The following is a 19,125-nucleotide window of genomic DNA, read 5'->3' on the forward strand; positions in this document are numbered from 1 at the left end:
GATACGCGGGAGCCCAGGTCCCCCATGTCCCGGGTCTGGCGTGACGCGTTGGTGTCGATGGCAGGCATTGTGAATCCAGTGGTTGTGTTCAATTGAAGGCATGGCGTCCGAGGGGTGAGAGACCCGCAGTGGGAGTGGGTGGCTAGGATTCACTGGTTGGCAAAGCCAACCCTTCCCACATGGAGCGCGCATGCAACAGATTCCTGCCCCGGCGTTCATGGTCAATCTCGCCGCTGGATATTTCGCCCCGCGGTGTCTGCACCTGGTGGCTCAATTGGGCGTCGCGGATGCCCTGGGTCCCACGCCGATGACCAGCGAGGAGCTGGCGACGGCGACGGGCGCGCACGCGGACGCGCTCCACCGGATGCTGCGCCTGCTGGCCACCCAGGGGGTGTTCGAGCTGCGGGACGAGCGCTGGGCGCACACCCACCTGTCGGAGCACTTGAGGTCGGACCATCCCCAGTCCGTGCGCCACTTCGCGATGATGATGGGAGACGACATCAACTGGCGCTCCGCGGGGGCGCTGGCGGTGTCCGTGCGCACGGGGCAGACGGGGTGTGACGCCGTGTCGCCCGGGGGCCTGTGGACCTACCTGCGCAACCATCCGGAGGACGCGCGGGTCTTCGACGCGGCGATGACGTCGAAGTCACACCAGGTCATCGGGGCGATGCTGGGCGCGATGGACTACGGGCGCTACGGGCACATCGCGGACATCGCGGGAGGCCGGGGCCACGTGCTGGCCGCGTTGCTGGAGACCGCGCCCCGCACCCATGGAACGCTCTTCGACCTGCCGGACGTGGTGGCCAACGCGCTGAAGCACCCCCGGGTTCGCACGCAGGGCGGGGACTTCTTCAAGGGCCCGCTGCCCGCCGCGGACGCCTACATCCTCAGCAACATCCTCCACGACTGGGCGGACCCGCAGGCCATCTCCATCCTCCGGCAGATCCGCCAGGCCGCGCCGCCCCACGCGGAGCTGCTGGTGGTGGAGATGGTGCTGCCGGACGGTTCGGAACCGCACCCGGCCATGGTGATGGACCTCATCATGCTCTCGCTCGCCGGCGGACGTGAGCGCACCCAGGACCAGTACAACCGCATCTACGCGGAGGGCGGCTTCAAGCTGGACCGCGTCGTCCCGCTGCCCAGCGCCTACTGCATCCAGGTGGCCCGGCCCGTTTGAGCCCCCTCCTCCACGCGGGCGGGGGCGCGCCGCCCGCGGTGCTCATCCGGATTGTGTCAATTTCGTTGGTTTTGTAATCGAGTGGCGAAAAACTCCAGGAGGGGGATGGGCTTCCCCGCGGGGGACGGTACACTCCCTGTCCCCCTCATCACCTGGAGCCCCCACCCATGATTCGGAGAATCGCTGCCCTCTCAGCCCTCATCCTCTTCAGTCCAGGATGCTCGTCGGACGACCCGGCCGACGGGGACGAGCAGCTGCAGGGGGACGGTGGAACGGACGGTGGGACGCAGACGGGCGACGGTGGGACGCAGACGGGCGACGGTGGGACGCAGACGGGCGACGGCGGCACGGACGCCGGGCCGGGTGACTGCGAGGCGCTCGGCAAGTTCGGCCCGCCGGGGACGACCTTCACGTTGCCGGGGCCGAACGCGGGTGGCGAGCTGTACGTGCCGGACGTCCAGAAGAGCTTCCCGGCGGTGGATTGGAAGACGCTCGACCGGCTCTACATCCCCGCGGGCAACTACACCCTCATCAACCTGGGCAACCTCCCGAACCGGGACGCGAGCCGCCGCCTGGTCATCACCAACACCGGTGGACAGGTCGTCATCCGGCCCAAGGCGGGCAGCACGCAGGGCTACATCTGGTCCATCACCGGCGGTTCGAACTGGGTGCTCACCGGGCGGTATGACGCGGAGTCGGGCACGGGCCACGCGGACTTCCAGGGGCACCGCTGCGGGAAGTACGCCAACTCGCGCGGGCGCTACGGCATCCTGAGCGACGACATCTTCCTGAGCGGGGGCCACATGGGTCTCGGCATCGGCGGGGCGAACAGCTTCGAGGTGGAGTTCCTGGAGATCATGCGGGCGGGGTTCGCGGGCCTGCGCATCAACAACAGCGCCGTCAACGGCGTGGTGCCGCCCCTCAACGACATCAAGCTGCACGACCTCTACATCCACGACACCGCCAGCGAGGCCATCTACTTCGGCTCCACGCAGGGCGCGCCCACGCCGCTGGGCTCCAACCTGAAGGTCTACAACAACCGCCTGGTGCGCACCGGCACGGAGTCGCTGCAGATCCAGAACCTGGGTGACGGCACGGAGGTCCACCACAACGTGTTCGCCTTCGGCGCCATCGACTGGCGCGCGGCGTTCCAGGGCTACCAGGACAACAACTCGCAGGCGCAGGTGCGCGCCGGCCACATCCGCTTCCACCACAACGTCTTCGTGGGGGGCGCCGCCTCGCTGCTCAACTTCTTCGTGGGCCCGGAGGCCGGGGACCTGCCGCTCAACGTGGAGTTCACCGACAACTACTTCGCGGACACGCTCTGGCTCGGCATCTACGTGGGCGGGAACTCCGGGAGCACCGCGGCGACGTCGAAGTACCTGTGGGAGCGCAACGCCTTCCGGGGACTCGACTTCGGCTACAACAGCGTCTACCCGACCACGACGGACCCGGGCGTCATCTTCTCCATCGCCTCCGCCGTCACCTCGCCCATCACCTTGAAGGAGAACCGCTGGGAGGGCCCGCGCAAGCTGGTGGGTGGCCTCACCGGCGGGAGCGGCACGGCCGGCGTGGTGACCGCCTCGGGGAACGTGAACGCCGCGGTGCCCGCGCTGACGTTCGTCGACACGGGCCTGCCTGCCGGCACCACCACCCGCAAGCTCGAGCGGTGGACGCCCAAGGCGACCCTGGCGCCCGGCCAGCCGGAGATGACGTACGCGGCGGGCGCCCTGGTGATGCACGACGCGCAGCTCTACCGGGCCCGCGTGCAGAACACCAACAAGGTCCCGTCGTCGAGCCCCACCGAGTGGGAGCTGCTCTCCCTGCCCGTGGATGACCTGCGCACCGCGCCGGGCAACGAGTGGGCGGAGCGGGGCGTGGGCCTGCTCCCCGTGTCTCCGTGACGCGTTGACCCGTCGCCTCCAGCGACATCCACGTCCCGGTCCCTCGCGAGGGACCGGGACATGGCGTCAGCGGGCTTCAGCTACCAACTGATGCCGCCACAGCCCCAGCCGGCGCCGTCGCAGTTGATCCACCCGGGGCTGCCCGGGGAATCCGACGCATACGTGCAGGACCAGTTGCCATGACAGCTCAGCACCTCGCCGTTGTTGCAGATGAGCTGCAGGTAACACGGGTCGGCGAAGTCCTCCGTCGAGGGCTCCGCCGAACCCGCCAGCGCCAGCGGGGGAACCAGCGCTCCGAACCCCACGACCGCGCCCAGAGTGACAACAAGCCACGTCTTCATGGGATGCCAAGCCTTTCGTGAGAGAGTCACGAAAAGGCTAGCAGGGTCACGGTGAGGCGCGAAACGCGTCGCTCCCGTGCCGAGGTGGGCTCAGCAGGGCGACGGAGGCTGGCTCGCTGGAAGCGCGACTACCACTCGTCGCCGCCGCACGACTGCCCCGCACCGTCGCAGCTCACCCAGCCGGCATCAGGGGAGTAGTTGCAGAACCACTTGCCCGAACAGGCCACGGACTGGCCATTGGGGCACACGAGCTGGACGTTGCACGGCCCCTGGACCTCGTAGACGTCCCAGCCCTGCGAGCCCGCCACCGCGAGGGTCGGCACCAGCGCTCCGACCCCCACCACCGCGCTCACCGCAACCGCGAACCACGTCTTCATGTGTCATCAGCCTTTCGCATGTGTTGCTCGATGAGAATATCGGAACATGGGTTGCTCTTGTGTATTTAGTTGCATTTTGGAGGGTGTTTCAATTTGTGGGTAGAGTGGAGAGATGGCTGGAACCAACCAGGACACCGTCACCGTGGCGCTCGGGGAGGTCGAACTCCCCGAAGGCATCCTCGTCATTCTCGACCCGGGGCTGGGGCGCTTCTGGCGTCATGACGCGGCGCCCGCCTCTCCTCGGAAGAAGGACTCGGAGCAGTGGGACCTGCGCCTGGTGGGGCGGGACGCGGTCGCGGCGGGCAAGGCGTATGACCGCGAGTTCGACGCGCGCTTCCTGTTCGACCAGGCCAGGCCCTCGTCGGAGCACTTCGACGCGTTCGCGCGGGAGCGAGGCTACGACGCGCGCACGGAGGTGGTGACGCCGAGGATTCCGCACACGGAGCGGGCGCGGCTGGCGCTCGAGCACGGCTCCGGGCTGGGCGTGGTGAAGTACAACAACCTGTGGGCGGTGGCGGTGGGTGGGTTGCCCTCGGGGCGGGCCCTCTCCGTGAGAGGGGTGCCCATGCCGCCCGGGGAGTTCGCGGGGCGGTGGCGCTCCATCGACATCGTCGTCGACGCGAAGGTGGAGCCGGTCCGCTCGGAGTCCGTGGAGGGGGTGATGGTGGACCATGGCCAGCTCCTCTTCGCGGGGCTGGGGCCGCTGGGCCACTTCCGCATGTGGGAGCCGGAGGACGGGCTCGCGGACTACGTGTTCTGGGGCAAGGACGCTCCGGCGCTCGCGAAGTCGCTGGGCGCGGGCGAGGTGGCGGACGGTGTGTTCGGGTGGAAGGACCTGCCCATGGAGTCGGTGGGGGAGAAGGCGACGCCCCTCCAGGAGCGCATCGAGGAGGAGAACCTCGCGGTGGGCGTGGACTACCGGCCGCACTGCAACCTGGAGAAGCTCAATGCCCTGCTGCGCGAGAGCCCGGAGGACGCGGCGACGCTGGTGCTGGCGGGCGCGAAGGTGCTGGGGTGTGGCAACCGGTGGGGTGACGGCGTCTTCAAGGTGAGCCGCCACTTCGACGCGGCGGGGAACGTCGTGCTCGTCCGGATGGAGCTGGGCACGGAGGAGCGACAGCGGCTCATGCGGCGCGTCCAGTTGCGCGCCAAGGGCGCCATCGTCTCGCGGGTCATCGCGGGCGGCGCGCAACCGGTCCGGTTCGCGGAGCGGCTGGCGCCGCTCGACGAGCGCGACAGCGGCTGGGCCTTCTCCTCCGGGACGGAGCCCGACGCGGCCCAGAACGACCCCCGGACCTTCACGGTGGTGCGGCTGTCCCAGCTCGTCTCGCGCTTCCCCGCGCTCGACGCCATCCTGGATGCACCCGTCGGGGCCCGCTACCGGTTGGAGGGGGAGCGGTTCATCGAGGATTGAGGTCCGGCCGCGATGACGCCCGTGGGTCTACTTCCGGGGCGTCTTCCTCGCGCCGCGGCCCGAGGTCGCCCGGGGTGTCTTCGCGGCGGAGGCGCCGCGCGCCACCCTCTTGGCCACCGGGGCCTGCGTGGTGGCCCTGCGCGTGGGCGCCTGCGTGGTGGCCACCTGCTCGGCGACCTTGTGCGTGGTGACCCTGCGCGTGGCCGCCTGCGTGGTGGTCACCTGCTTGGCGACCTTGTGCGCGGTGGCCCTGCGCGTGGCCACCTGCTTCGAGGCCTTGTGCGCGGTGGCTTTCGCAATGGCCACCTGCTTCGAGGCCTTGTTCGCGGTGGCCCTGGGCGTGGCCGCCTGCTTCGAGGCCTTGTGCGCGGTGGCTTTCTCAATGGCCACCTTCTTCGAGGCCTTGTGCGTGTGGGGCTTCGCGGTGGCCGCCTTCGCGAGGCTGGGGGACGGGGCGGCCTCCAGCGCCTGGTTCCAGCGCGCGATGAACGCCGTCCGCGTGGCCTCGTCCGTGAGTCCCTCGGCGTGCAGTGCGATGGTGACGCCGCGCGCGGCGGGGAGGACGCGGAGCTGCGCGGTCCAGGGCTGGGCCTGACGGGGGCGCCGCAGGCGGATGCGCAGTTGATGGGGCGGGCGCACGCGGATGGGCATCACCCACGTACCGTCCTTCAGGGTGGCTTCCTGGCCCTCCTGCAGCTCCGCGCCGCTCGGTTCGAGCCATCGGCCCAGGCCCTCGCCCTGCGCCCAGTTCCGCCAGGCATCCTCGGCGGTCATGTCGACCGTGCGTCGCGCTCCGGCGTTGTAGCTCCTATCCGCGGTCCGTCCTGTCGGCATCGTCTCCCTCGCCTCCCTGCGTGGGCACGATGGCGTCGGAGCGGGAATCGTGCAACCCGGGACTTCGGGCGAGCCTCCGCGCCACGGGAGGACGCGAAGTGGGACGCGCCTGGATGGGCCATGGTGTAGACGGTGCGTCGTGAGCCCCGCCCGTCCGTCCCCGCCGTCCCTTCCCGAGCTGCTCGTCCAGGAGACCCGCGGCTATGTGCGCGGCTATCCCTCCGCGTCGCTCTGCGCGGGCGTCACCTGGCGCGGCGCGCACCATGTCCAGGCGCTCCGGAGGCGCGGCGCGCCGCCCGCGCCGGACGCGTTGTTCGCCCTGGGGGGCCTCACGCAGGTCTTCACGGGGGCCCTGCTCTCGCTCCTTTCGGACCGGGGGAGCGCGCGGCTCGACATGCCGCTCTCGGAGGTGATTCCCCGGGCGCTGCTTCCCGACGAGGTCGCGGGCCGCATCACGCTGGAGCAGCTGGCCACGCACACCTCCGGCATGCCCCACCTGCCGCCGAACCTCGACGCGGCGCCCGGCAACCCGGAGGACCCGTTCGGCCACTACTCCGCGGGCCTCTTCGGGGACTTCCTGCGCGGCTACCGCCCCGTGCAGCCGTCGCCTCGGCCCCATGCGGACTCCCTGCTGGGCATGGGGGTGCTGGGGCACGCGCTCTCACGCCGGGCGGGCGTCAACTACGGCCACGCGTTGAGGGACTGGCTGTTCACGCCGCTGGGGCTCTCGTCGACGTCGGCGCGGGTCACGGAGGAGCTCGCCCCCCGGTTGTTGGCGGGCCACACCGCGAAGGGCCAGCCCGTCCCGGCCTGGACGTACCCCGCGCTGCCCGGCGCCGGCGCGCTCCACTCCACCGTGCCGGACCTGCTGCGGCTGCTCGACGCCCACCTGGGCAAGGGACCGCCAGAGGTGTCCCGTGCGCTGAAGGAGACGCTGGTGCCGCGCGCGGAGGCGGGCTCGCGGCGGTGGGGGCTGGGCTGGACGCTGTCCCGGGTGCGCGGCCACACCGTGGCGTGGTGCTCGTCGGTGATGGGGGGCTATACGGGCTTCATCGGGCTTGTGCCCGAGGCGGAGGCGGGCGTGGCCCTGCTCTCCGACCAGGGCTGGTCCTTCTTCGCCGCGCTGCGCGGTCGCGTCCCGTTGGAGGCGCCCGGCTTCGACGTCCTCTCCCGGCTGCTCCCGTGAGGGCGGGCGGCCGAGCCCCCGGAGGCATGACACCAATGGCGCTTGCCTGGGGCGGAGGGGCACGGCAGCCTACGCGGCTCGATTCCCATGGTTGAGTACGACCCGCATCGCTGGTGGAGCTACTTCCATTACGTCAAGGGCTCGATGGTCCGCGAAATCGTGGCCCGGGTCATGGTCTGCGTCCTGTGGTCGGCGGGCGTCGTGGTCTTCCACGCCCGCGTCCACGCGCTGGACATCCCGGCCACGGTGCACACGCTCGCGGGCATGTCGCTGAGCCTCCTGCTCGTCTTCCGGACCAACTCGTCCTACGACCGGTTCTGGGAGGGGAGGAAGCTGTGGGGGGGCATCGTCAACGAGACGCGCAACCTGGCGCGTGGCGCCGGCGTCTTCCTGCGCGAGTCGCCGGAGCTGTACGCCGCGCTCCTGCGCTGGACGGCCGCCTTCCCGTTCGCCGCCGCCTCCTCGCTGCGCGGCAAGGCGGAGCTGGGGCCGTTGGCGAAGGAGCTGCCGGCGGACGCGGTGGCCCAGGTGATGGCCAGCCAGCACGTCCCGTTCGCGGTGGCCCGGCGGATGAGCGAGCTGCTGGACGCCGCGCGCCGCGAGGGCCGCTTCGACCCGTACGTGCAGATGCAGCTCGACCAGAACGTCCAACTGCTCGTGGACTACCTCGGCGGCTGTGAGCGCATCCGCAAGACGCCCATCCCCTTCGCGTACGTGATGCACCTGCGCAGGGCGCTGCTCGTCTATTGCTACACGCTGCCCTTCGCGCTGGTGAGGGACTTCGGCTGGATGACGGTGCTCGCCACCTTCGTCGTGGCCTACGTCTTCTTCGGCATCGAGGAGATTGGCGTCGAGATCGAAGACCCGTTCGGCCACGACGACAACGACCTGCCGCTGGACCTCATCTGCGCCACCATCCACGCCAACCTCGCGGCGCTGGTCCCTCCGGCGTCCGCGTCGCCGAGCGACTCCTCGGCGGCCTGACGCCCACGGGCCCCTCGCGGGCCCGAGCCTGTGGGTCGTGGCGGCTCAGAGGCCGGCGAGCCGGGCCAGCACCCGCGTGGTGTCCTGCTCCAGGAACGCCACCAGCTCCGGCGCTCGCGAGTGCCGGATGAGCGGCGCGTTCTGTCCCGCCCACAGGGACAGGAGGTCCTCGCGGCCCTGCGTCGCCGCCGCCCGCCGCAGCGGCGTGGTGAGCCAGTTCTGGATGGGGTAGGGCGGCACGTCCTGCTCCAGCGGCGTCATCTCCTGGAGGAAGCGGTTCTTGATGCCGCGCGCGGAGCGGCCGGAGAAGACGCGGGTGAGGACGGTGGCGCGCGCGGAGTCCTGGCGCAGCGCGCGGCGGTAGGCCTCGCTGGCGACGGACTCCTCGCAGGCCAGGAACGCGGTCCCCACCTGCACGCCCTCCGCGCCGAGCGCCAGCGCCGTGGCCACCGTGCGGCCGTCCGCGATGCCTCCGGACGCGACGAGGGGCGTGCGCACCCGGTCCGCCAGTTGCGGCACCAGCGCCGTGGTGGCGGGGGACTCCTCCGCCGGGCGCAGGAACGAGGCGCGGTGGCCGCCGGCCTCGCTGCCGGAGGCGACGATGAGGTCCACGCCCGCGGCGTCCAGCGCCACGCCTTCATCCACGTTCGTCGCGGTGCCGAGGGTGACGATGCCCTTCTGGCGGCAGGCCTCCAGCGCCCGGGCGGAGGGGATGCCGAAGATGAAGCTGAACACCGGCGGCGCGAGCGCCAGCACCGCCTCCACCTGCGCCTCGTAGTCCTGGGAGAACGCGTCCGGATACCGGGGCAGGGGCAGTCCCAGCTCGTCGTACCAGGGCTTGAGCCGGGCGACGCTCGCGGCGAACTCTTCTGGCGTGGGGCGCAGCGCCTGCTCGCCCTCCCAGGGCACCCACAGGTTGATGGCGAAGGGCGCGGACGTCAGCCCCCGCAGCTCCTTCACGGTGGCGGCGATGTCGGCCGCGCCCAGGTGGTTCGCGCCGAACGAGCCCAGCCCGCCCGCGTTGGAGACCGCGGCCGCCAGTCGCGTGGAGGACATGCCCCCGCCAAACGGCCCTTGAATCAACGGCAGCCGCGTCCCGAGCTTCCGTGCCACGCGCGTCTCAGTCCACATGAAGGCGGCTCCCCGTCGGTGGGTTCGTGGCCCATGGGGTATTGCGCGGCGCCGGGGCGCGCGACCCGAAGACGCGGCGGGGAGGCCTCCGTGTCGGGTTTCCGGTAACCGTGGAGAGAAGGAATGCTTGTGTCGCGACGGGAGCCCCGGCGCGAGCGCGGCTTGTCCCGCCCCGTCCCGGGTGCGAGCCTCCGCCGGTCCTCTTCCACCCAGGAGACCGACGATGATCGCCCCCGGACCGACCCTGGAGACCTCGCGCCTCATCCTCCGCCCCACCTCGCTCGAGGACTTCCCGGGCTTCTGCGCGCTGATGGGCGACCCGGACACGGCGCGCTTCATCGGCGGGGTGCAGCCGCCGGCCATGGTGTGGCGCGGGATGGCCGCCATGGCGGGCTCCTGGGCGCTCCAGGGCTTCGCGATGTTCTCCGTCCTGGAGAAGGCGACGGGGCGCTGGATTGGCCGCGTGGGGCCGTGGATGCCGGAGGGCTGGCCGGGTACGGAGGTGGGGTGGTCCCTGCTGAAGGATGCCCAGGGCAGGGGGTACGCCGTCGAGGCCGCCACCGCGACCATCGACTGGGCCTTCGACCACCTGGGGTGGACGGACGTCATCCACACCATCGTCCCGGAGAACACGGCCTCCCAGCAGGTCGCCCGACGGCTGGGCTCCCCCCTCCGGGGCCCCGGTAGGCTGCCGCCCCCCTTCGAATCCTCTCCGGTTGAAATTTGGGGTCAGCGCCGTGAGGAGTGGCGGGCCCGGCGCGGGTAGGCCCCCCTCCCGGGCAGGCCCAGGGTCCGCTCCCGGACACCTCCCCCGGCCTCCGCCCCGGGCGGAATCCGGGGCGAGCCGGCGGCCCTGGCGTTATCTCCTGGGGTGGGCTAGTCCTCCCGGATAGCGATATATTTGTCCCCAGGCCCCCTCGCCCTCCAGGCGGGGGAGCCATCGACTTCACCCTCACGCAGGGGGGGGCTGTACCTTGCGTGGGTGTCAGTGGGGCGGGCCGCCTGCCGTCATCGTCGACCCGCCTGATGCCGTAAAGCAGTGGCCTGCCAACCTTCAGGGGTGCAGGCCGGCCCACAACCTTCAGAGGAGCGTCACATTCTTCGGGATCAGAGAAGCAGCCGCGGCGGGAGCCGCGACCAGAGGACCAATCGTCGTATCCGTGCCCGCGAGGTCCGCGTGGTGGGCTCCGATGGTTCCCAGCTCGGCGTCATGCCGCTGGAAGCCGCACTGGAGCGCGCGCGCAGCGAGGGGCTCGACCTCGTCGAGGTCAGCCCGATGGCCCAGCCGCCAGTCTGCAAGATCATGGACTACGGCAAGTTCAAGTACGAGGAGAAGAAGAAGGCCTCGGAAGCGAAGCGGGCCCAGCTCACCGTCCAGCTCAAGGAAGTGAAGCTCCGTCCCAAGACGGAGGAGCACGACTACGAGTTCAAGGTCCGCAACACGCGCCGGTTCCTGGAGGAAGGGAACAAGGCGAAGGTCGTCATCCAGTTCCGCGGGCGTGAAATCACGCACAAGGAGCAGGGCACCGCCATCCTCGACGACGTGGCGAAGGACCTGAAGGAAGTGGGCGTGGTGGAGCAGCCGCCGCGCATGGAGGGCCGCCTGATGTTCATGATTCTGGCCCCCACCCCGAAGGTCGCCCAGCGCGCGCGTGAGCAGGCGCGTCAGGCCGCGGCGACCGTGCGTCGCCCTGGCCAGGGCCCCGAGAAGGCGCCGGGCGAGAAGCCCGCGTCTGCGCCGGGCACCGCCGCGGAGCCGAGCGCGGCTCCGGCCGCCCCCGCCGGTCCGTCGAACACGCCGGCGCCCTGATGCGCGTCTCCCCGGACGCGGTGGAGTCCACCTCCACCGCGTAGGGGAGCCTGCTCGGGCCCGTCGTCCCCCGCCCGGTGGAGAGAAGGAATTCCACCGGGCTCGTTCTTCCCGCGGTCACCGATTCCGCCGGGCGCGCATGGCGCGGGCCCGGGCGCGGTGGCGTGTCTCGAGGGAAGACAACATGAGCCTGCATCGGACCGTGGTGGGAGCGCTGGTGCTCTGGGCCACCGGCTGTGGTGGTGGCGCGCCGTCGCCGGAGGTGGCGGAGGACGTGGTGGAGGGAACCCTGCTGGCGCGCGTGGAGCTGAGCGCGACGCACCAGGTGGAGTTCTACGAGTTCGGCCCGGGGCAGGTGGGGCTGCGCGAGCGCGGCACCCGGGACGAGCCCACGGCGCTGGGCCCCGAGCGGCTGGCGCTGCCTCCGGACGCGCTGTACCGCGCGCTGCGCGGCGACGCGGATGGGGTGCCCCAGGCCCTGCGCGAGGCGCTCGAGCGACGGGCGCGCGGCGAGGCCCGGGGGGCGCGGGAGCCCGGCGTCGAGCAGGCCCGGGCCGACAGCCCCGGTGGCGCCCTGCCCGGACCGTTGATGAGCCGGGGCAACTGGGAGAGCTGGGAATCGGACGCGCTCTGGTGGCGCGACACCTTCTGCGGCGCGGCGGGCATGGACGAGGTGTTCTGCCCCACGAACGTGGGCTGGGCGGACACGGGCTACCGCAAGACGACGTACTTCGAGACGGCCGGGCTGGCGGCGGATTTCGTGGGCTCCGCGGTGTTCTTCCTCGACGGGTGGAACTGCGTGGGCACGTGTAGCTGGAAGCGCCTGAACACGTGGAACCTGCAGCCCCGGTACTACCAGCGGTGGATCCTGGACACGACGGGCTGGTTCCGCTCGCGCATCGACGTCGTCGCGCCGTCCGGCCGCGTGGACCTGGCGGCGAAGTGGCGCCGCGCCTTCCCCGACCTCCAGGTCGCCGGCGAGTTCCCGTCGGAGGTGTCCCCCGGCTACACGGACAACCTCCAGGGCGTCACGCACGACGCGGCCAACTGGTACATGACCAACACGACCACGCTCTACAAGATGCCGGTGGGCCGCAACCTCGCCCAGGGTGGCTATGCCTCCATCTCGAGCGGCATCCCCGCGCAGCTCTCCGCGTACAACCACCTGGGCGACCTGTCGTACCACGCGGGGCGGCTGTACGTGCCCATCGAGGGCTCCACGCCGGGCGTGGCGGTCTTCGACACCAACCTCACGTACATCGCGCACGCCACGCTGCCCGGCGCCGCGGACGCGGCGTGGTGCGCGGTGAACCCGGTGGACGGCAAGCTGTACACCTCCAACTTCAACGACAGCGTCATCCGCCGGTACAAGATCGTCTGGCTGGGCAGCACCAACCCCACCGTGCCGCTCAAGGTGGCGTTCGAGTGGGAGGCCAGCCTCCCGATTCGCGACATCAACGGCACCCCGGTGTCGCTGTCGCGCCTGCAGGGCGGCGAGTTCTCGCCCAAGGGCAACCTCTACCTGGTGTCCGACGTGGTGGGGCGCGGGGTGATTGGCGTCGACGTGCGCACCGGCCGCATCCAGGTGGAGCTGCCGGTCAACTTCACCGGCGGCGAGGAGGAACTGGAGGGCATCACCATCTGGGACCTGGACAGCGGCATCGCGCCGGGCATCAGCGGGCAGATCCACGTCCAGATGATCGACAACGACTTCTGGAACCAGGACGACTTCTACTTCAAGCACTACCGCGTGACGGACGCGGCGCTGAAGCAGGACCTCTGACCCGGAGGCCCCCGTGGCGCACACCGTCCGTGCGCCCCGGGCCCCACGCTCGAGGGCGGACGGACGCCACTTTCTCAGCGACCGAGGAACGGACCGTCGGGAAAGTGGCTTCCAGGACGATGGGGCGCGGAGGAGGCGCGCCCACGAGGCGGCTCGGTGTAGGCTGAACAGTTGGAAGCACCCGCAAACCGTTCAAGCCCATGCAGCAGAAGCTTGCCGCCGACATGTCGACGACCGCCGTCCAGACCCAAGGCAGACCCGCGCCGGCCCCGCGGAGCGTGCCGGCCCTGACCGTCGTGTCCCATCCCCAGCCCCAGCGGATGGGGGAGCGGCTGTTGTTGGAGGGGCTGGCCAGCGCGGGGCGGACGGCGGCGCTGTCACGCAACGCGCCGGACTTCTGTCGCCCCGGCGGGCTGCTGGCGCTGCCGCTGGGGGACCCGTTCATCAGCCGCACGCCGGTGTTGTTCGAGCCCGCGCCCCAGGGCGGGGTGCGCCTGTTGGTGCCCGAGGACGGCACCCAGGTGTGCGTGGCGGGCGAGTCGGTGGCGGGGGGGCGGGAGTTCACCCACGAGGAGCTGGTCGCGGGGGTGCCGCTGGTGCTCGCGGAACGGGTGGTGCTGCTGCTCCACTGCGCGATGACGGGCGAGGCGCCGGTCGTGGACGACCTGGGCCTGGTGGGGCAGGGCGAGGGCATCCAGCGGCTGCGCCAGGACATCCTGCGCGTGGCGGACCTCCAGGTGCCGGTGCTCATCCGGGGCGAGACGGGCACGGGCAAGGAGCTGGTGGCGCGCGCCATCCACGACCACGGGCCCCGGCGCTCGGGCCCCTTCGTCAGCGTCAACCTGGGCGCGCTCTCCAAGGAGCTGGTGGCCGCGGAGCTGTTCGGCGCGCAGCGCGGCGCGTACACCGGCGCCAGCCGTGACCGCGAGGGCTTCTTCCGCGCGGCCCACGGCGGCACGTTGTTCCTCGACGAGGTGGGCGAGGCCCCCCCCGAGGTGCAGGCCGCGCTGCTGCGCGTGTTGGAGACGGGCGAGGTGTACCCGGTGGGCGGCCACACGCCGGTGCCGGTGGACGTGCGGCTGGTGGCCGCGACGGACTCGAACCTGGAGGCGCGCATCGAGGAGCGCCTGTTCAAGGCGCCGCTGCTGCACCGGCTGGCCGGCTTCGAAATCGTGGTGCCCGCGCTGCGCGAGCGGCGCGAGGACATCGGCCCGCTCTTCCTCCACTTCGCCCGCCAGGAGCTGGAGACGACGGGCGAGACGTGGCGGCTGGCCACCACGGACCCGCGCGCGCAGCCGTGGCTGCCCGCGGCGCTGGCCGTGCGGCTGGTGCGCTACGGGTGGCCGGGCAACGTGCGACAGCTGCGCAACGTGACGCGCCAGCTCGTCATCGGCAGCCGGGGGTTGCCCGGCCTGCGCGTGGACTCGCGGTTGGAGCAGACGCTGGACTCGGAGTCGCTGCCGGTGCCCGGCCGCGTGCTGGCCCCGGCCGCCCCGGGCAGCCCGGAGACCGCGGACGCGCGGAGCGGCGCGCGCCGCAAGCCCTCCGAGGTGGGCGAGGCCGAGCTGCTCGAGGCCCTGCGCGCGTGCTCGTGGGACCTCAAGGCCACCGCGGACCACCTGGGAATCCCCCGTCCCTCCGTCTACGTCCTCATCGACAAGAGCTCGCTCATCCGCACCGCCCGCGACCTGAGCCCGGAGGAGATCACCCGCTGCTTCCAGGAGTGCCAGGGCGACCTGGACAAGATGGTGCAACAGCTCGAGGTCTCCCGCCGCGCGCTCCAGCGCCGCGTGCGCGAGCTGGGCCTGGAGAACCCCTGACGGGCGGTGGAACCCGACGCGTCAACCGAGGCCCGTCCCGGTCCGTTGACGCGTCCAGCCCCCCGTCCTCGCCGTGCCTCGGGCCTCGTTCCAGGGGCTTGGGTGTCAGGGGACTCTGGTACGCCCCCTGCTAATCACCGCCACAGACGTCCACCTGCATCACCAAGAGAAGGAGCCTCGGCCCATGGGCAACGGTAACCTCACCATCTGGATCCAGACCCCCGAACTCGTCTACGACCCTCCCACGGGGGCCGTGTCCCGCGGCGCGGAGGTCACCTTCCGCCTGGGGCCGAACGTCCTCAACGCGACGGTGACGTTCGAGGACGGGAGCTGCTTCGATGCGCAGGGGCCGTTCCCCCTCAGCAACATCACCCTGGCCGCCGCCACGAGCGAGCACTCCGTGAAGCTGGTGGCCACCCCCCGCAACTACCCGTTCAAGGTGGACATGAACGTGGACCCGGGCTCGGCGCCCAAGTCCGTGGCCGCCGGCCACCTGGGCAGCGAGCTGGAGACGAAGAAGGGCGGCATCGACGTGACGACGGACCCGCCGAAGGACGTGAAGAAGTAGGCGGCGTCCCCATCCCGCTCAGGGCCTGGGGGGGCCGGCCACCAGCTCCGCGTGGGCGGGTGAGCGGGCCTTCCAGGCCCGGGCCAGGTGGGGGTTCGTCGCCAGCGCGCGCTCGGCGTCCTCGCGGGCCTGGCCCTTGAGGCGCTCGCGCGTGTCGGCCAGCGCGGGCGTGTCCGCCAGCGCCAGCCGGAAGCCCGCGCGCAGCAGCAGGGCGCGGGCCCACCGGGGCCGGGCCGCGAGCACCTGCTCGACGTGCTCCAGCCCCTGCGTCAGCGCCGGGGTCGCGTCCTCGCCCCGGCCCGTCTTCCAGCGCCCCCAGGCCAGTTGGAGCTCCCCCGCCGCGAGCAGGTACTCGTGGCGGCGGGGCGCCAGCTCCACCGCCTGGGTGAAGGCGCCGGCCGCCTGGGCGAAGTCCTCGCCCCGCGCGGCGCCCTTCGCGGCGCGCTCCCGGACGCGCAGGTCGAGCGCGGCGGCCTGGTAGCGCCACGCGTAGCCCAGCCTTGGGTTGAGCTTCTGCGCCTCGTCCAGCGCCTGCTGGGCGCGGGCGAGCTCCGGCCCCACGTCCTGCTTTCGCTCCAGCGCGTCGGTGGCGCGCAGCACGTGGACGCGGGCGACGTTGGTCCACAGGTCGGCGTCGCCGGCCAACAGCTCCAGCGCCTTGCGGTAGTCCACCAGGGCCGCCTGGAGGGTGCGCTCCACGTCCGCGCCGCGCGCGAGCAGGAAGCCCGCGCGCACCGCCTCCACCTCGCCCAGGTTGTTGTAGGCGAAGGCCTGCTGGGGGGCCACCTCGCGCGCCTGCTCGAAGGACTTGCGCGCGTCCGCGAGGAGGGCCTCGGTGTCTCCCCCCTCCTCCCAGCGCTGCTCGGCCTGCCACAGCAGCAGGGCGCCCAGGCCGTTGTGCAACTGCGGCAGCCGGGGGTTGACGCCGAGCGCCTGCCGGTAGAGGGCCAGCGCCTTCTCCACGTCCGGCGCGTAGTCCTCGCCGTGCTCCAGGTGCCAGCGCGCCAGCTGCTCGCCCACGTCCGCGCCCTGGAAGCACGCGGCGATGCTGCGGGGGTTGAGCGTGAGCGCGCGCTGGATGGCGTCGAGCGCGCGCGTCAGGTCCCCCGCCGCGTCCGGGGCATGGGGCCCGGCGGCGCGGGCGCGGTACGCGTTGCCCAGGTTGATCCACGCGTCGGCCTGCGTCTCGCGCAGGCGGATGGCCGCGAGGTACGCCTCGATGGCCTTGTCCTGGTGGGCGAGCGGGTCCTCGCCGTGCTCGCCCTCGTAGTCCGCCCACACCTGGTACGCCACGCCCAGGTTGGCGAAGAAGGCGTAGTCGCGCTCGCCGGGGGCCACCTGCTCGCACGCCTCGATGGCCAGCCGCAGCTGTTCGCGCGGGTCCTGGGCGAGCCGCTGCCGGTGGCGCGCCCACACGCGGTAGGTGATGGCCAGCTCCAGCGGGACGCGGTCGCTGGCGGGCGCGAGCGCGAGCGCGGCGCGGGCCATGTCGATGGCCTGGCGCAGCAGCGGCTCCGCGTCCGACGCGCCCTGCAGCGAGCGGTGCTCCGCCAGCCGCCGGTGCAGCCGCGACAGCGCCACCATGGAGCGGTGGTGGTCCGGCGCGGCGGCGAGCGCGTACGTCAGCGACTCCAGGCCCCGCTGGTAGGGCTGCTGCATGTTGCCCGCGCCGTCGATCTCCATCGCGAGCGCGGCCAGCTCCAGCCGCCCCAGCGCGTAGTGGCCGCCGGGCTGGCTCTCCGCCGTGGCGATGGAGGCGGCGTACGCCTTGCGGCCGGCCTCCAGGTCCCCCTGCGCGCCCGCGCCGTCGCCCTGCATCCAGCGCTGGGTGCCGCGCGCCAGGTACACGTCGCCGCGCAAGAGCGGGGCCTCGTAGAACCACGGCTGGGTGTTGCCCATGGCGTCCAGGTGGGCCAGGGCCTCCTCGTGGCGGCCCTCGTAGAAGGCGAACAGGGCCTTCACGTACAGGGGCGGCGCGGGCACGCCGGGCCCCTCCGCCTGGCGCAGGTACGCGAGCGCCGGGTCGCGGTAGCGCTGCTCCAGCTCGCGCCGGCGCGCCTCGCGCTGCTCGGGGTTTCGCCGCTCCACGTCGAGCAGGAGCTTCTCGCGGTACTGGTCGCCCAGCACCAGCGCCAGGGCCCACGCGGCGCGGGGCTCGCGGTAGCCGTGGGCCCACGCGGACTCGAGCCGCGCGCGGGCGCCCTCCACGTCCCCGAGCGCCAGCAGCGCGCGCCCCAGCGCGTAGTGCCCGGGGCCCAGCGCGTGGGGGCCGGCCTCCCGCACCTCCGACTCCAGGGCCTCCATGCTGGCGCGCAGCTGCTGGCGGTCCGCGCGCGTGTCGTGCAGGCGCGACAGCGACGAGTACCGCGCCGCCGCCTCGATGCGCTCCACCCGCTCCGTGAAGCTGCGGGTGAGCCGCTCGCGCTCGACGACCTCTCCGCGCGCCAGCGCGGCCTGCCCCAGCGCCAGGCCCACCACCGTCAGCGCCACGGTGGCCGCCGCCAGCGCGACGCGGTGCTTGCGCGCCTTGCGCCGCAGCCAGTAGCCCGTGCCCCGCCGCGCCTGCACCGGCTCCCCCGCGAGGAAGCGCTCCAGGTCGTCGGAGAGGGCGCGCGCCGAGTCGTACCGGGCGGAGCGGTCCTTCTCCAGGCACTTGAGGACGATGGCCTCCAGGTCCGCGGGGAGGTCCCGGTCCAGCGCGCGCGGCGGGCGGGGCTCCTCCGTCTGGAGCCGGGCGAGCAGGTCCTGGTCCCCCGGCAGCGGCGTGGTGCCGGTGAGCAGCAGGTACAGCGTGGCCCCCAGCGCGTACACGTCCACGCGCCGGTCCAGCCGCGACACGTCGCCGCGGGCCTGCTCGGGCGCCATGTAGTGCGGGGTGCCCATCACCAGGTGGGTGGCGCCGCCGTCCTCGCGCCAGTCCCGCGCGAGCCCGAAGTCCATGACGAAGGGCGTGAAGCCGCCGTCCTCCGTGCGCTCCACCAGGATGTTGCCGGGCTTGATGTCGCGGTGGACCAGCCCCGCGCGGTGGGCGGCGTGGACGCCCTCCGCGGCCTGGCGCAGGAGCACCACCTTCTGCTCCAGCGTCAGCGTGCCCGCCAGCTGCCCCAGGGACTGGCCCGCCACGTAGCGCATGGCGATGTAGCCGCGCCCCTGCACCTCGCCGACCTCGTACACCTCGCACACGCGCTCGTGGCGCACGCGGGCCTGGGCGCGGGCCTCGGAGAGGAAGCGCCGGGCCAGCTCCGGGTCACCGCCCTTGACGAACTTGAGCGCCACGTTGCGGCGCAGGAGCGGGTCGTACGCCAGGAACACCTGGCCCATGCCACCCTGGCCCAGGAAGCGCACCGGCTGGTAGCGGTCCCAGTCGGGCACCGGGAAGGTCGGCGCGGCGCTGGACGCGGCGGCGACGGGGACGAGCGCCGGCGTGGGCGGGGTCTGCGGGTCGAGCGTGGCGGCCTCCAGGGGGCCTTCGCCACCGGGGCCCCCCAGCTCGTGGGCCAGCTCCTCGCGCAGGGCCATCAGCGTGTGCTCGCTGACGCGCCCCTGCTCCCGCAGGAGGTCCAGCGGGCTGCGGCCCAGCCCGAGCGCCTCCTCGCGCAGGGCGGTCGACTCCTCGGCGGAGATCAACCCCTCGTCCAGCGCGAGGAGCAGCTCCTCCTCGTACGTCTCCTGCCTCTTCCCCGCCTTGTCCACCCCGTCAGCATACGGGGTGTCCGGGGGAATCGGGGAGAGGACCGCCGGGAGGCCCACGTTGCCCCCAGAGGGGGAACAATGGAGGAAGGGAGAGGACCTCCCG

Annotated in this window: 15 protein-coding genes; 10 read left to right on the plus strand and 5 right to left on the minus strand. The window is 72.2% G+C overall.

Annotated elements, in window-relative coordinates; genetic code table 11:
* The first annotated feature begins 190 nt into the window (after positions 1 to 190).
* Both LZ198_RS15430 and LZ198_RS15435 read left to right on the plus strand, forming a co-directional pair.
* Entirely contained in the window at positions 191 to 1,177 is a 987-nt protein-coding gene (locus tag LZ198_RS15430; RefSeq protein ID WP_253972720.1) for a methyltransferase, read from the plus strand.
* Positions 1,178 to 1,344: 167 nt separating this feature from the next.
* Positions 1,345 to 3,081, plus strand: a complete 1,737-nt coding sequence (locus LZ198_RS15435; RefSeq protein WP_253972721.1) for a carbohydrate-binding protein — start codon at positions 1,345 to 1,347, stop codon at positions 3,079 to 3,081.
* 80 nt (positions 3,082 to 3,161) lie between these two features.
* On the opposite strand, the gene LZ198_RS15440 is transcribed toward LZ198_RS15435, so the two are convergent.
* A complete protein-coding gene (locus tag LZ198_RS15440) occupies positions 3,162 to 3,422 on the minus strand; it encodes a hypothetical protein (protein ID WP_253972722.1) in 261 nt (86 codons plus the stop codon).
* A 128-nt stretch (positions 3,423 to 3,550) separates the two neighbouring features.
* Positions 3,551 to 3,799, minus strand: coding sequence for a hypothetical protein (locus LZ198_RS15445; protein ID WP_253972723.1), 249 nt, complete (start codon positions 3,797 to 3,799; stop codon positions 3,551 to 3,553).
* A 112-nt stretch (positions 3,800 to 3,911) separates the two neighbouring features.
* On the opposite strand from LZ198_RS15445, the gene LZ198_RS15450 reads away from it, so the two are divergent.
* Positions 3,912 to 5,213: an immunity protein Imm33 domain-containing protein gene (locus tag LZ198_RS15450; protein ID WP_253972724.1), complete on the plus strand. Its 1,302-nt coding sequence runs from the start codon at positions 3,912 to 3,914 to the stop codon at positions 5,211 to 5,213.
* 27 nt (positions 5,214 to 5,240) lie between these two features.
* On the opposite strand, the gene LZ198_RS15455 is transcribed toward LZ198_RS15450, so the two are convergent.
* Positions 5,241 to 6,047: a hypothetical protein gene (locus LZ198_RS15455; protein ID WP_253972725.1), complete on the minus strand. Its 807-nt coding sequence runs from the start codon at positions 6,045 to 6,047 to the stop codon at positions 5,241 to 5,243.
* Positions 6,048 to 6,186: 139 nt separating this feature from the next.
* Between LZ198_RS15455 and LZ198_RS15460 the strand changes: the two genes are divergently transcribed.
* A complete protein-coding gene (locus LZ198_RS15460; RefSeq protein WP_253972726.1) occupies positions 6,187 to 7,233 on the plus strand; it encodes a serine hydrolase domain-containing protein in 1,047 nt (348 codons plus the stop codon).
* An 87-nt stretch (positions 7,234 to 7,320) separates the two neighbouring features.
* Positions 7,321 to 8,217, plus strand: a complete 897-nt coding sequence (locus LZ198_RS15465; protein WP_253972727.1) for a bestrophin family protein — start codon at positions 7,321 to 7,323, stop codon at positions 8,215 to 8,217.
* A 45-nt stretch (positions 8,218 to 8,262) separates the two neighbouring features.
* On the opposite strand, the gene LZ198_RS15470 is transcribed toward LZ198_RS15465, so the two are convergent.
* A complete protein-coding gene (locus LZ198_RS15470) occupies positions 8,263 to 9,330 on the minus strand; it encodes an NAD(P)H-dependent flavin oxidoreductase (protein ID WP_253972728.1) in 1,068 nt (355 codons plus the stop codon).
* A 241-nt stretch (positions 9,331 to 9,571) separates the two neighbouring features.
* On the opposite strand from LZ198_RS15470, the gene LZ198_RS15475 reads away from it, so the two are divergent.
* From LZ198_RS15475 to LZ198_RS15495, 5 genes are all read left to right on the plus strand, one after another.
* The gene (locus LZ198_RS15475; protein ID WP_253972729.1) at positions 9,572 to 10,114 is read left to right on the plus strand and encodes a GNAT family N-acetyltransferase; all 543 of its coding nucleotides are present in this window, start codon (positions 9,572 to 9,574) and stop codon (positions 10,112 to 10,114) included.
* A 330-nt stretch (positions 10,115 to 10,444) separates the two neighbouring features.
* Positions 10,445 to 11,158, plus strand: a complete 714-nt coding sequence (gene infC, locus LZ198_RS15480) for a translation initiation factor IF-3 (protein ID WP_323382651.1) — start codon at positions 10,445 to 10,447, stop codon at positions 11,156 to 11,158.
* A 184-nt stretch (positions 11,159 to 11,342) separates the two neighbouring features.
* A complete protein-coding gene (locus LZ198_RS15485; protein ID WP_253972731.1) occupies positions 11,343 to 12,941 on the plus strand; it encodes a hypothetical protein in 1,599 nt (532 codons plus the stop codon).
* A gap of 200 nt (positions 12,942 to 13,141) precedes the next feature.
* Positions 13,142 to 14,761 carry a sigma 54-interacting transcriptional regulator gene (locus tag LZ198_RS15490; protein ID WP_253972732.1) on the plus strand — a complete coding sequence of 540 codons (1,620 nt, stop codon included), beginning with the start codon at positions 13,142 to 13,144 and terminating at the stop codon, positions 14,759 to 14,761.
* Between the two features lie 184 nt (positions 14,762 to 14,945).
* Positions 14,946 to 15,329: a hypothetical protein gene (locus LZ198_RS15495; protein ID WP_253972733.1), complete on the plus strand. Its 384-nt coding sequence runs from the start codon at positions 14,946 to 14,948 to the stop codon at positions 15,327 to 15,329.
* Positions 15,330 to 15,347: 18 nt separating this feature from the next.
* On the opposite strand, the gene LZ198_RS15500 is transcribed toward LZ198_RS15495, so the two are convergent.
* Entirely contained in the window at positions 15,348 to 19,079 is a 3,732-nt protein-coding gene (locus tag LZ198_RS15500) for a protein kinase domain-containing protein (protein ID WP_407667431.1), read from the minus strand.
* Positions 19,080 to 19,125: the final 46 nt, after the last annotated feature.

This window comes from Myxococcus dinghuensis, assembly GCF_024198235.1.
Taxonomy (GTDB): domain Bacteria; phylum Myxococcota; class Myxococcia; order Myxococcales; family Myxococcaceae; genus Myxococcus; species Myxococcus dinghuensis.